The sequence below is a fragment of the Sphingobium lactosutens DS20 genome, from assembly GCF_000445105.1.
Taxonomy (GTDB): domain Bacteria; phylum Pseudomonadota; class Alphaproteobacteria; order Sphingomonadales; family Sphingomonadaceae; genus Sphingobium; species Sphingobium lactosutens.
The window spans coordinates 1-12,706 of sequence record NZ_ATDP01000078.1 but is presented as its reverse complement, the minus strand read 5'-3'; the positions used below and the strand labels follow the sequence as shown (position 1 = coordinate 12,706).

The 12,706-nt window shown below is 63.6% G+C and carries 11 protein-coding genes; 8 read left to right on the top strand and 3 right to left on the bottom strand.

Annotated features, from left to right (window positions below; translation table 11 throughout):
* Nucleotides 1–3 precede the first annotated feature (3 nt).
* Entirely contained in the window at nucleotides 4–882 is an 879-nt protein-coding gene (serB, locus tag RLDS_RS36930) for a phosphoserine phosphatase SerB (RefSeq protein ID WP_031297821.1), read from the bottom strand.
* On the opposite strand from serB, the gene miaA reads away from it, so the two are divergent.
* The 7 genes from miaA to leuA all read left to right on the top strand — a co-directional run bounded on the left by miaA (nucleotide 881) and on the right by leuA (nucleotide 8,482).
* Nucleotides 881–1,831 (top strand): tRNA (adenosine(37)-N6)-dimethylallyltransferase MiaA, encoded by a 951-nt coding sequence (gene miaA / locus RLDS_RS36925; RefSeq protein WP_021225496.1) that lies wholly within the window; start codon nucleotides 881–883, stop codon nucleotides 1,829–1,831. The genes serB and miaA overlap by 2 nt on opposite strands.
* 100 nt (nucleotides 1,832–1,931) lie before the next feature.
* Nucleotides 1,932–3,683, top strand: coding sequence for an acetolactate synthase 3 large subunit (locus RLDS_RS36920; RefSeq protein WP_021225495.1), 1,752 nt, complete (start codon nucleotides 1,932–1,934; stop codon nucleotides 3,681–3,683).
* Nucleotides 3,684–3,693: 10 nt separating this feature from the next.
* A complete protein-coding gene (locus RLDS_RS36915) occupies nucleotides 3,694–4,062 on the top strand; it encodes a hypothetical protein (protein ID WP_021225494.1) in 369 nt (122 codons plus the stop codon).
* On the top strand, nucleotides 4,062–4,577 hold the full coding sequence (gene ilvN / locus RLDS_RS36910) for an acetolactate synthase small subunit (protein WP_021225493.1): 516 nt from the start codon (nucleotides 4,062–4,064) through the stop codon (nucleotides 4,575–4,577). The genes RLDS_RS36915 and ilvN overlap by 1 nt, the downstream gene beginning before the upstream one ends.
* 197 nt (nucleotides 4,578–4,774) lie before the next feature.
* Nucleotides 4,775–5,794: a ketol-acid reductoisomerase gene (ilvC, locus tag RLDS_RS36905; protein ID WP_021225492.1), complete on the top strand. Its 1,020-nt coding sequence runs from the start codon at nucleotides 4,775–4,777 to the stop codon at nucleotides 5,792–5,794.
* Between the two features lie 149 nt (nucleotides 5,795–5,943).
* Complete coding sequence (locus RLDS_RS36900; protein ID WP_021225491.1) at nucleotides 5,944–6,567, top strand: YceI family protein; 624 nt, start codon at nucleotides 5,944–5,946, stop codon at nucleotides 6,565–6,567.
* Nucleotides 6,568–6,808: 241 nt separating this feature from the next.
* Nucleotides 6,809–8,482 (top strand): 2-isopropylmalate synthase, encoded by a 1,674-nt coding sequence (leuA, locus tag RLDS_RS36895; protein ID WP_021225490.1) that lies wholly within the window; start codon nucleotides 6,809–6,811, stop codon nucleotides 8,480–8,482.
* A 133-nt stretch (nucleotides 8,483–8,615) separates the two neighbouring features.
* Here the strand turns inward: leuA and RLDS_RS36890 are convergent, their stop codons facing one another.
* Nucleotides 8,616–9,983: a M20/M25/M40 family metallo-hydrolase gene (locus tag RLDS_RS36890; RefSeq protein ID WP_021225489.1), complete on the bottom strand. Its 1,368-nt coding sequence runs from the start codon at nucleotides 9,981–9,983 to the stop codon at nucleotides 8,616–8,618.
* Nucleotides 9,984–10,134: 151 nt separating this feature from the next.
* Between RLDS_RS36890 and RLDS_RS36885 the strand changes: the two genes are divergently transcribed.
* The gene (locus tag RLDS_RS36885) at nucleotides 10,135–11,439 is read left to right on the top strand and encodes a dicarboxylate/amino acid:cation symporter (RefSeq protein ID WP_021225488.1); all 1,305 of its coding nucleotides are present in this window, start codon (nucleotides 10,135–10,137) and stop codon (nucleotides 11,437–11,439) included.
* Between the two features lie 878 nt (nucleotides 11,440–12,317).
* Here the strand turns inward: RLDS_RS36885 and RLDS_RS36880 are convergent.
* On the bottom strand, nucleotides 12,318–12,706 hold a 389-nt coding region (locus tag RLDS_RS36880), incomplete at its 5' end, for an OmpA family protein (protein ID WP_021225487.1).

Sequence of the window (12,706 nt, the reverse complement as noted above, 5' to 3'; positions counted from 1 at the left end):
CGACTACGCAACCACCCACTGGCCGGACGCGATGCCCTGCGCATAGAGCAACACCGACAGGTCGCCATGAACGATCTCCGCGGCGGCGGCTTCCCGCGTCCGGGGCTTGGCATGATAGGCCACGCCCAGCCCCGCGCCCTCGATCATAGGAATGTCGTTGGCGCCATCGCCGACCGCCAGCGTCAGCGCCCGATCGACGCCCCCTGCAATGGCGGCGTCCAGTTCAGCCCGCTTGCGCGCAGCGTCCACGATCGGCGTCTCGACCGTGCCCAGCAAGGCCCCGTCGGCGATATCCAGCACATTGGCGACATGCGCATCAAACCCGATCTCGGCTGCAACCGGTCCGGTAAAGCGCGTGAAGCCGCCGGACACCAGCAATGTCCGCGCGCCCCGCGCCTTCATCGTCCGCACCAGCGCCTTGGCACCGGGCATGATCCGCACCCGCTCGGCGCGGCAGTGGTCAATGGCGCTGTCGGACAGGCCTTTCAGCAACGCGACTCGTTCATGCAGCGCACCGGCAAAGTCCAGTTCGCCGCGCATCGCCCGCTCGGTGATCTCGGCGATCTGCGGCTTGATGCCGGCATAATCGGCCAGCTCATCGATGCATTCGACGGTGATCATGGTCGAATCCATGTCGGCGATCAGCAATGACTTGGCGCGCGTCTCGCTCGCCTGGACGATGACGTCGATGCTTTTGCCTGCCGCGGCCAGCGCAGCGCGGGCGGCAGCCGGATCAACGCTGAAAAACAGGTCGGCCGCCTTGTCCACGTCCAGCCAGCAGCAATCGCTGGGCGCGCAGCCCGCATCGCGCAGCCGGTCGGCGGCCTCGGCAATATCCCCCTGCCCCATTGAGCCACTAGCCACTAAGGTCGCGACGAACATGCTTACTCCCGAACCAAAAACAGGCAGCGGCGAATCCCGCCCACGGGTCGCGCTTATTGCCGGGCCGACCGCCAGCGGCAAGAGCGCGCTCGCCATCCGCCTTGCCCGCCGGGCCGACGGCATCGTCATCAACGCCGACGCCAGCCAGGTCTATGCGGACCTCTCCATTCTGTCCGCCCGCCCTTCGCCGGAGGAGATGAGTGACGTGCCTCACCGCCTGTTCGGCCATATCGACGGCGCGGAGGCCTGCTCGGCGGCGCGCTGGGCAGCCGACGCGCGCGTGGAAATCGACGCGGCTCATGACCAGGGCAAGCTTCCGATCCTCGTTGGCGGCACCGGCCTCTATCTGCGCACCCTGCTCGACGGAATCGCGCCCGTGCCGGACATTGATCCAGACATCCGCGCTGCCGTCCGCGCCCTGCCCGTGGCGCAGGCGCATGAGGCGCTGCGCCACGAAGACCCGGAGGCTGCGTCGCGTCTCGCGCCTGCGGACACCGCGCGCGTTGCCCGCGCGCTCGAAGTGATCCGCTCGACCGGCCGTACGCTCAAGGCATGGCAGGCGCAAAAAAGCGGCGGCATAGGCGATCGCATCGCCCTCGCCCCTCTTATCCTGCTGCCGCCTCGCCCGTGGCTGGTCGACCGGTGCGATCGGCGGTTCATGCAGATGCTCGATCAGGGCGCCGTGGCGGAAGTAAAGGCCCTGCTCGCGCGCGACCTCGATCCCGCCCTGCCCGTGATGCGGGCGATCGGCGTGCCGGACATCGCCGCATGGCTGAACGGCGACATGGACCGCGACACCATGATCGAGCGCGGCCAACGCGCCACGCGCCAATATGCCAAACGGCAATATACCTGGTTCGCGCGCCAGCCCCCGGCAAGCTGGCGACGCGAGGAGAGATATTTAGATGACAATATTATTGAGGAATTAGCAACTTTATTACACTATTAACGCTTGACCAGCCATTTTATGTCCACTAGAGGCAGGCGCCTTGCCATCGCCCTCACCACGGCGCAAACAGGCGGCTTGCAGCAACAAGAGGAGTTTCATCGTGGCCGAAAAGAGCGGCGCGGACATTTTGGTCGAATGCCTGGTCGATCTGGGCGTCGAAGTCGTGTTCGGCTATCCGGGCGGCGCGGTGCTGCCCATCTATGACGCGCTCTACAATCACCCCACGATCCGTCACGTCCTCGTTCGCCATGAACAGGGCGCGACGCATATGGCGGAGGGCTATGCGCGCTCGACCGGCAAGCCCGGCGTCGTGCTCGTCACCTCCGGCCCCGGCGCGACCAATGCCGTCACCGGCATCACCGACGCGCTGCTTGATTCCATCCCGATGATCGTCATCACCGGGCAGGTTCCCACGCAACTGATCGGCACCGACGCCTTTCAGGAGGCCGATACGGTCGGCATCACGCGCCATTGCAGCAAGCATAATTATCTGGTGAAGGACCCGGCGAAGCTGGCCGGCGTCGTGCATGAGGCGTTCCATATCGCCACCACCGGCCGCCCCGGTCCGGTCGTCGTCGACATTCCCAAAAATGTGCAGATCGCGACCGCGCCCTATGCGCGCCCGGAACTCAAGGTTCACGCCAGCTATCGTCCGCAGACCAAGGCGGACGCCGCTGCGATCGACGCGGCTGTCGAAATGCTGGCCGCGGCCGAACGCCCGATCCTCTATACCGGCGGCGGTGTCATCAATTCAGGCCCGCAGGCGAGCGCGCTGCTGCGCGAACTCGCGGCCCTGACCGGCGCGCCGGTCACGTCGACGCTGATGGGCTTGGGCGCATTCCCGGCTTCGTCGGACCAGTGGCTCGGCATGCTTGGCATGCACGGCACCTATGAAGCCAATTGGGCGATGAACCAGGCGGACCTCATCCTGTGCATCGGCGCGCGTTTCGACGATCGGGTGACAGGCCGGCTCGACGCCTTCGCGCCGAATAGCCGCAAGATCCATATCGACATTGACCGCAGCTCGATCAACAAGACGGTCGATGTCGACCTGGCGGTGGTCGCGGATGTCGGCAGCGCGCTCGACGATATGATCGCGCTCTGGAAACAGCGCGGGCATCAGCAGCAGGATCTGTCCGACTGGTGGTCCCGCATTGCGCAATGGCGCGCCAAGCGCAGCCTGTCCTATCCCGAAACCGGGCCGGAAATCATGCCGCAACGCGCGATCGCCGACCTGTATCAGGCCTGCATTTCGACCGGCAAGGATGTCATCATCACGACCGAAGTCGGCCAGCACCAGATGTGGGCCGCCCAGCATTTCGGGTTCGAAGCCCCCAACAAATGGCTGACCTCGGGTGGTCTGGGCACGATGGGCTATGGCTTTCCGGCGGCAATCGGCGCGCAGATGGGCAATCCTGACAGCATCACCATCTGCATCGCGGGCGACGCCTCCATTCAGATGAATATCCAGGAACTGGGCACCGCGATCCAATATCGCCTGCCGGTCAAGATTTTCATCCTCAACAATGAATATATGGGGATGGTCCGCCAGTGGCAGGAACTGACCTATGAAAGCCGCTATTCCAACAGCTATTCCGATAGTCTGCCCGACTTCGTGAAGCTGGGCGAGGCCTATGGCTGGACCGGCATCCGGATCGAAGGTCCGGATGATCTGGAAAGCGGCATCCGCCAGATGCTCGAAACCCCCGGCCCGGTGATCGTCGATTGCCGCGTGGCCAAGCTGTCCAATTGTTTCCCGATGATCCCGTCGGGCGCGGCGCATACCGACATGCTGCTTGATCCCAACCAGATCGCCGGCATCATGTCCGATGAGGCCAAGGCGCTGGTGTAAGGACAGGCATGTGACGCAGCATCTGAAGCTCCGCATTCATGTGTCGGAGCCATGGGATTTCGAACGGCAGGCTGGCACGGCCGAGTTGACCGGCTGGACCACGGACCATGCCGATCCCGAAAATGAGGAATGGGAAGTGCATCTCGACCATGGGTTCGATTTCAACAAGCGGCATATCGGCACACTGCTGGTCGCTCCCCGCTATGTAGGGGAAAGGCTGGAAAGGATGTTCGACGCGGTATCGGGCTTCCCCGCACGCCTTGCCCATCGGCAGGACGGCGAATGGCATTTCGCCTTCGTCGCCATGATTTCGCAGCGCCATGACAAGCCCGCGCCCGACGGGCAGGCCGAAGACCATCAGGATCACGGAACCATCTGATGCATATTCAGGAAGAACTCAGCCAGCGGCATGTCCTGTCGCTGACCGTTTCGAACGAAGCGGGCATATTGGCGCGGATCGCCGGCCTGTTCACCGCGCGCGGCTATAATATCGACAGCCTGACCGTGGCCGACATTACCGACGATCATGCGATCAGCCGCATCACCATCGTCACCAGCGGCCCGCCCAAGGTAATCGACCAGATCATTGCCCAGCTCGACCGGCTGGTGCCGGTGCACAAGGTGACGGACCTGACCGACGCCGGCCCCTTCGTCGAACGCGAACTGGCGCTGGTCAAGGTCGCGGGCACGGGTGAGGACCGCATCGAGGCGCTGCGCCTTGCCGACGTGTTCCGCGCCAAGGTGGTGGATACCACGATCGAAAGCTTCATCTTCGAACTTACCGGCACGACCGAGAAGGTGGACAATTTCGTGGCGCTCATGCGCCAGATCGGCCTTGTCGAAGTCGGCCGCACCGGCGTCGTCGGCCTCATGCGGGGCAAGGAAGCAAACTGACCCGAATTGCCTCTCCCCTCGGGGAGAGAATTGCGGAGACCTGGCGGCCTGCCCGCCTGGTCGCAGCAGCGAGAGGGGGAGCCATCGATCGGCAAAGCCCCCTCCTCCATCATCATCTAGGTCCGGCGTCGCCGAACCAAGATTTCATATCCTCTCCCAGCGGGGCGAGGGCATTTGTTCGAGGGAAGAGACGAGACATGAAGGTTTATTACGATCGCGACGCGGACATCGGCCTGATCAAGGGCAAGAAGGTCGCCATTTTGGGCTATGGCAGCCAGGGTCACGCTCATGCGCAGAATCTGCGCGACAGCGGCGTCGCCGAAGTCTGCATTGCACTCCGTGCTGGTTCGCCGAGCGCCAAGAAGGCCGAAGGCGCGGGCTTCAAGGTGCTGCCCAACGCCGAAGCCGCCGCTTGGGCCGACGTCTTCATGATCCTCGCACCCGACGAGCATCAGGCCGCCATCTATGCCGCCGACGTGCATGACAATCTGCGCCCCGGCGCAGCGCTCGCCTTCGCCCATGGCCTCAACGTCCATTTCGGCCTCATCGAGCCGCGCAAGGACGTCGACGTCATCATGATCGCGCCCAAGGGTCCGGGCCACACCGTGCGCGGCGAATATCAGCGCGGCGGCGGCGTCCCCTGCCTCATCGCCGTCCATCAGGACGCGACCGGCAACGCGCATGACATCGCCCTCTCCTACGCTTCGGGCGTGGGCGGCGGCCGCAGCGGCATCATCGAAACCAATTTCCGCGAGGAATGCGAAACCGACCTGTTTGGTGAACAGGCCGTCTTGTGCGGCGGGACCACCGCGCTGGTGCAGGCCGGTTTCGAAACGCTGGTCGAAGCGGGCTACTCGCCCGAAATGGCCTATTTCGAATGCCTCCACGAACTCAAGCTGATCGTCGACCTGATGTATGAAGGCGGCATCGCCACCATGCGCTATTCGATCAGCAACACGGCCGAATATGGTGATATCAAGACCGGCCCGCGCATCATCACCGAAGAAACCAAGAAGGAAATGAAGCGCGTGCTCGCCGACATCCAGTCGGGTCGCTTCGTCAAGAACTTCGTGCTCGACAACCGCGCCGGCCAGCCTGAACTCAAGGCCAGCCGAATCGCCGCCCAGCGCCACCCGATCGAGGAAACCGGCGCCAAGCTGCGCGCGATGATGCCCTGGATCGGCGCCAACAAGCTGGTGGACAAGGACAAGAACTGATCCGGCACTCTTCCCAGTCCTTGGGGAGAAGATCGTGAAGCGGACCGGCGGTTTATCGAAACGATCCGTTCCGCTTCATGGCTCTGGAACTTGCCAGGGGCGCGGCTTATCATGGCCGCGCCCTTGAGCATTTCGGAGAGTCTGTCCCCATGAAGAAATTCCTGATCCCCGCCGCCGCCCTGATCGCGCTGGCCGGCGGCACCGCCCTCGTCGCGCAGATGCCGACCTCTGCCCCCGGCACGAAGGACGTCGCGAAAGTCACCGGCGGCACCTACAAGGTCGATGGCGGCCATACCCAGGTCGTTTTCGCCTGGGACCATATGGGCTTTACCAACAATATGGGCACCATCGCCGAGCCGACCGGCACGCTTACCCTCGACAAGGCGAACCCGGCCAACAGCAAGGTGTCAGTGGAATTCCAGGTCGCCAACCTGCGCACCGGCGTCACCAAGCTCGACGAGCATCTGATGAAGCCCGACTTTTTCGATGCCGCGAAATTCCCGACCGCAACCTTCGTCTCGACCAGCGTCAAGCCTGACGGCGCGACCGGCGCTGAAATCACGGGCAACCTTACCCTGCATGGCGTGACCAAGCCCGTGACGCTCGACGCCGAACTCTACGGCGCCGGCATCCAGCCGATGAGCAAGAAGGAAAATGTCGGCTTCGTTGCGACCGGCACGATCAAGCGCAGCGAATTCGGCATGGGCTATGGTGTGCCGGTGGTAGGAGACGCGATCGAACTCAAGATCATCGCCGGCTTCGAGAAACAGTAACGCCGCGACATAAAATGTCCGATAAACGGGGCTGGCTTGCATGTCGGCCCCGTTTTGCGTATGCACCGCGCATCATGCAGAGCGTCGCGCGCCTTCCCCTGCTACGACTTACACGCCCTTAGGCGTGGCTTTTGTGCTGCCTCCCGGCTGAGGGCAGCGTTGATCCGCCTAAGGGCATCCATCACAGTCAAGTCGCTCCCCGGACGCACAGGCGCGTCCGCCGCAGGAAATATCCGATCCCATGATGCTGACCGATCCTTCGCTGAAATATCGCCCCTTCCCCCAGGTCGATCTGCCCGACCGCCAGTGGCCCAGCCGGGTCATCACCGCGCCGCCCCGCTGGCTCTCGACCGACATGCGCGACGGCAACCAGTCGTTGATCGATCCGATGAACGTCGAAAAGAAACGGCGTTTCTTCGACCTGCTGGTCAAGGTTGGCGTCAAGGAAATCGAGGTCGGCTTCCCCTCCGCCGGCGCGACTGAATTCGATTTCATCTCCGGCCTGGCGCAAGGCGGCGCCATCCCCGACGACGTCATGCCGCAGGTGCTGACACAGGCGCGTGCCGACCTCATTGCCACGACCTTTGAAAGCCTGCGCGGCGCCAAGCAGGCGATCGTCCATGTCTACAACGCGATTTCGCCGGCCTGGCGCAATATCGTGTTCCAGATGGAGCGCAGCCAGGTTCGCGACATCGCCGTCAACGCCGCCAAGCTGCTGCGCGACCATGCCGCCGCCCAGCCCGACACCGACTGGCATTTCGAATATTCGCCCGAAACCTTCTCCACCGCCGAACTGGATTTCAGCCTGGAATGTTGCGAGGCGGTGATGGAGATACTCCGGCCCACGCCGGAGCGGCCGCTGATCCTGAACCTGCCCGCCACGGTCGAATGCGCCACGCCCAATATCTATGCCGACCAGATTGAATGGATCTGCCGCAACATCTCGCGCCGCGACAGTGTCGTCATCTCGCTCCACACCCATAATGATCGCGGCACCGGCGTCGCGGCCGCCGAGCTGGGCATCATGGCGGGCGCGGATCGCGTCGAAGGCTGCCTGTTCGGCAATGGCGAACGCACCGGCAACTGCGACCTCGTGACCGTCGCGCTCAACATGTATACGCAGGGGATCAACCCTGGCCTGGATTTCAGCGATATTGACGACGTCATTCAGACGGTCGAATATTGCAACCAGCTGCCGGTCCACCCCCGTCATCCTTATGCCGGCGAACTGGTCTTCACCGCCTTTTCCGGCAGCCATCAGGACGCGATCAAGAAGGGCTTTGCCGCGCAGGATGCGCGCAACGACCAGATTTGGAACGTGCCCTACCTGCCGATCGATCCCAAGGATCTGGGCCGAGACTATGAAGCGGTCATCCGCGTCAACAGCCAGTCCGGCAAGGGCGGCGTCGCCTGGGTTCTCCAACAGGACAAGGGCTACAAGCTGCCCAAGCGGATGCAGGCGGACTTTTCCCGCGTGGTTCAGGCCCTGGCCGATAGCTCCAGCCGCGAACTCAACGCCGCCGACATCAGCGAAGCCTTCGACGCTCATTATTGCCTGACCAGTGATCAGCCCTATGCCCTCATCGACTATCAGGAAGGCGGCCAGGCGGGCGATCGCATCTTTACCGGCAAGATCAGTCACAAGGGCGGCGAACGCAGCATTTCCGGTCGCGGCAACGGCCTGCTCTCCTCGGTGCTGGCGGCGCTGCGCGACGAATTTGGCGTCCAGCTGGAAATCGCCGATTATAGCGAACACGCCATCGGCGCGGGCAGCGACGTCAACGCCGCCGCCTATGTCGAATGCCGCACGCCCGACGGCCGCACGGTCTTCGGCATCGGCACGGACAGCGACGTGGCGACCGCTTCGGTCAAGGCGATCCTGTCAGCCGCCAACGGCATCGCCGTCCGCGGGTAAAACCCATAGCTGAATATTGCCGTCATCCCCGCAAAAGCGGGAACCCATCTCCCGAAAGTCAACTTCGGTGGCGAGGTCAGGAGATGGGTTCCCGCTTTCGCGGGAATGACGGGATTTTTTTTGAAGATGAAAACTACCTCGCCAGCGCCCGGACCACCCGGTCCCACTGCTCCAGCGATTCCCGGATGCCCGCCACCGGCACACGCTCGTTCAACCCATGGGCAAAGCCATCCTCCGCGCGCATGAACAGGCTCGACACGCCATAGCTCGGCACCCCCAGCGCGCGGAAATGGACACTGTCCGTGGCCCCTGCCGACATGCCCGGCATGATCGCAATGCCCGGCGCACGCGCCAGAACGGCGTCCCGCACCGCCTGCATCACATCCTCCCGAAGCGCCGATGCATCGCTGCCGGTCGGATCGCCCAAAGTCGTGATCGTGGCGCTCGGATCATGGACGACCTTCGTCAGCTGCGCCTTCACATCCTTGATCGCCACGCCGGGGAAGATCCGGCAATTGACGCTGACCTTGGCGCTCTGGGGCAGCGCATTGAGCGCATGGCCGGCCTGCGCCATGGTCGCGACGCAGGTCGTGCGCACCTGCCCGACAAATTCCGGGCGGCTTGACAATATCTCCGCCGCTTTTGGATCGCCGGTTTCGGCAAAGCGGCGCATCGCCTCGCCCACCTCGCCACCGATCCGGTCGGCGGACAGGGTCAGCGACGCCTTGGTCAATTCGTTGCGCATCAGCGGAAACTGAAAGGCCGCAATCCGGTCGATCGCTTTCGCCAGGCGATAGATGGGGTTGCCCGGCGTTGGCGCACTGCTATGGCCGCCCGCATCGGTAAAGCCGATCTCGAAATCGGCATAGGTCTTCTCGCCCGCCTGCAATTGATACAGGACGGGCTTCCCCTCTTCGCTCAGCAATCCGCCGCCGCCATCGCCGTTGAGCAGCATTTCGGCGTCCTGATATTTTGCAGCCAGCGCGCGCGTCGTCGCCATGTCGGTTTCCTCGTCGCCCGACAACAGCAATGTCACGGTCCGACGCGGCTTCCAGCCTTCCTTCTTCAACTGCGCCAGAGTCGCGACCATCATCGCGACATCATATTTATTGTCCTCCGCCCCGCGGCCGAAGATATAGCCATTTTCCTCGACCGGGACGAACGGGTCGCGGGTCCAGTCCTTGGGATCGGCCTCCACCACATCCATATGCCCGATCATCAGCAGGGGCTTGAGCGCCGCATCCCGCCCCTTGATGGTCGCGGCGAAGGTCGCCGTCTCACCCATCGGGGTGATGACCACATCATCGTCGGCAAAGCCCGCCTGTTTCAATATGTCGGCATAATAGCCCGCCAGCTTGGGCACCTGCCCCGCCCCCTGGACCGTGCGAAACGCGACCGATCGCATCAATATGTCCTTGGCGACCCCCGCATCCGCGGCCGCCTGCGCCATCTGCGGCGCCATCGCCAGCGCCAGTCCCAGACACGCCTTGCCCAAACCCATATATCTGCTCCCCGAAATCATCAGACCTGTCTGGCACAGCCATCGGGTCCAGCCAATCACCCAGCTTCACCCCCCTGAAAGAATTGCTTGCGCGCAATCCCCATGCCGCTTGCCGATATAGACGCCCGGTTGCCCCAAGGAAGAACGCGTCATGGCCCTCAATTTTCGCAGTTTCGGGTTTCAGGTTCTGGTCGGCATGGTCGTCGGCCTGCTGCTGGGCCTCGTCGCGCGTCAAATGGGGGCCGGTTCCGGCGGCGATCTCAACTGGCTCGCCACCGCGCTCAAGACCACCGGGTCCATATTCGTCTCGCTTCTGAAAGCGGTGGTGCCACCACTGGTCTTCGCCGCCATCGTGGCGTCGATCGCCAATTTGCGGGCGCTGGACAATGCCGCGCGCCTTGCCGGGCAGACGTTGCTGTGGTTCGCCATCACCAGCCTGATCGCCGTCAGCATCGGTCTTGCCATCGGCCTGCTGCTGGAACCCGGCGCGGGTCTGCGCGGCACCGCGCTCGCCGTCGGCAAGCCCGACAGCTATGGCGGCTGGCTCGATTTCCTCAAGGGCCTCGTCCCCGGCAACAGCCTGGCCCTGACCGGCAGCACCAGCATCACCGACGGCGCCGCCACCACCAGCCTGTCCTTCAATATCCTCCAGCTGCTGGTCATCTCGATCGTCGTGGGCCTCGCCACGCTCAAGGTCGGCGACAAGGCCGAACCCTTCCTCGCCTTCGTGCGCTCGCTGCTTGCTGTCGTGCGCGCGATCCTGGGCTGGATCATCCGCCTGACGCCCATCGGTTCGGCCGCGCTGATCGGCACCGCGATCGCGACCTATGGCTGGAGCGCGCTCGCCCAGCTTGGCGTCTTCACCGCCGCCATCTATCTTGGCCTCGCGCTGGTGCTGCTTGTCGTCTACCCGACGTTGCTGATCGCCAACGGCCTGCGCCCCGGCCCCTTCTTCGCCAAGGCCTGGCCCGCCATCCAGCTGGGTTTCGTGTCGCGCTCCTCGGTCGGCACGCTGCCCGTCACGGAAACCGTCACCGAACGCATGGGCGTGGACAAGGGCTATGCCGCCTTCGCGATTCCGCTCGCCTCCACGACCAAGATGGATGGCTGCGCGTCCATCTACCCCGCGCTCGCCGCCATGTTCGTCGCCGGCTTCTACGGCATCCCGCTGCACTTCATCGACTATGCGCTGATCGTCTTCGTGTCGGTCCTGGGGTCCGCGGCGACCGCAGGCCTCACTGGCGCGATCGTGATGCTGACGCTCACCCTCTCGACCCTGGGTCTGCCGCTCGAAGGCGCCGGCCTGCTGCTCGCCATCGACCCCATCCTCGACATGGGCCGCACCGCCGTCAATGTCGCGGGCCAAGTGCTCGTCGCAACCCTCGTCGCCAAGCGCGAAGGCATATTGGACGAAACGGCCTATCAAGGCGAGGGCGTCGCCGTGCTGCAATCATAAGGCATCGCTTCGCCAAACCGGGGGGATGTGACGTCATCAAGTTGCGGGTGATGCCTGACTGGTGCAAGCCGACCAGATGCGATCACATTGTGAGTTGCGGTCAACCATAGTGTCTGACCAGGCAGGAGACGGGTCTGCCCCAAAGGGTAAGGCCGTCGCTACTCTGATGGCGGCAGGATTACCCAGGCACGGATACCAAATTGAACGCGTTTATCGGGAAGAGTAGGGTTGATGCGTGCAGATCGCAAACAGCGCGTTCCCGCTCAGGATCGGCTGTGGCCATTACGAAGAATGGCCAAATGGTCATCTCTGCTTCATCGAGCCGTGCCGACCCTATGTTCGGCGCTGGATGGTGAAGCGGATATCAACTGTCGAGGTGGTGGAGCGACTGGCGACTGCGATTGAGGACGTCCTTCGTCGCCATGGCCAAGTCACGGATCTTCGATGGTGGACCGGGGCCGAGGCGGTGAGAGGATGAAGTCGGTGCCGATTGCTCTTTCCGATCGCTGCCTTTCCCGTATCTTAAGTCCGGAGTCCGCAACGGCGCGGCCCTGTGATGGCCCCGACCAGCTTGCAATGCTGCGTGATCGTCCCGTCATTGCTCCACGACCGGAAAGGCCTGTCTTTACAGCCCAGCCGTTCATAGATGGGCCATTAGAGTGATTAGTTCGGTCAGCGGCTAGAGCCGGTCTCAGCGCCTAGGCGAGTTGCACCCCGTTGGCCCAAAACGCCAGAACCCACCAGACCAAAACCCACCCCGACAAAACCCACCGCACCAAAACCCCGCCCGAACAACACCCCAACCCCAACAAAAAAGGGGCCAGTCTTTCGACCGGCCCCTCCTTTTTGCTGTCCATCCCGAAGGAAGGACGATCCGATTACATGCCTGCGCCCGGACCGTAGGTGATTTCCACGCGACGGTTCTGCACTTCGCGGACGCCGTCGGCGGTTTCGACGCGGGGCTTCGATTCACCGAAGGCCTGGGTCGTCATCACGCCGTCAGGGATACCCTTCGAAGCCAGGTAGGCCTTGACCGCGTCAGCGCGACGCTGCGAAAGACCGACGTTGTACGACGCCGAACCCGACTTGTCCGCGTGACCGGCAAGCATGACCTGGGCGCTGCCGCAGCTGCTGTAGGCCGAAACCGCGTTGTCCAGAATGGTGGCGGCATCAGGCGTGATGTCCGACTTGTCCCATTCGAAGAACACGATGTACGGTCCCGGCTGGCACTCTGCAACCGGCGGGGGCGGCGGAGGCGGCGGCGGGG

Excerpts from the sequence above, each read along its gene's own strand:
- miaA (WP_021225496.1), top strand. The coding sequence starts at position 881 with ATGCTTACTCCCGAACCAAAAACAGGCAGCGGCGAATCCCGCCCACGG.
- serB (WP_031297821.1), bottom strand. The coding sequence starts at position 882 with ATGTTCGTCGCGACCTTAGTGGCTAGTGGCTCAATGGGGCAGGGGGAT.
- ilvN (WP_021225493.1), top strand. The coding sequence starts at position 4,062 with ATGCATATTCAGGAAGAACTCAGCCAGCGGCATGTCCTGTCGCTGACC.
- ilvC (WP_021225492.1), top strand. The coding sequence starts at position 4,775 with ATGAAGGTTTATTACGATCGCGACGCGGACATCGGCCTGATCAAGGGC.
- RLDS_RS36900 (WP_021225491.1), top strand. The coding sequence starts at position 5,944 with ATGAAGAAATTCCTGATCCCCGCCGCCGCCCTGATCGCGCTGGCCGGC.
- leuA (WP_021225490.1), top strand. The coding sequence starts at position 6,809 with ATGATGCTGACCGATCCTTCGCTGAAATATCGCCCCTTCCCCCAGGTC.
- RLDS_RS36890 (WP_021225489.1), bottom strand. The coding sequence starts at position 9,983 with ATGGGTTTGGGCAAGGCGTGTCTGGGACTGGCGCTGGCGATGGCGCCG.
- RLDS_RS36885 (WP_021225488.1), top strand. The coding sequence starts at position 10,135 with ATGGCCCTCAATTTTCGCAGTTTCGGGTTTCAGGTTCTGGTCGGCATG.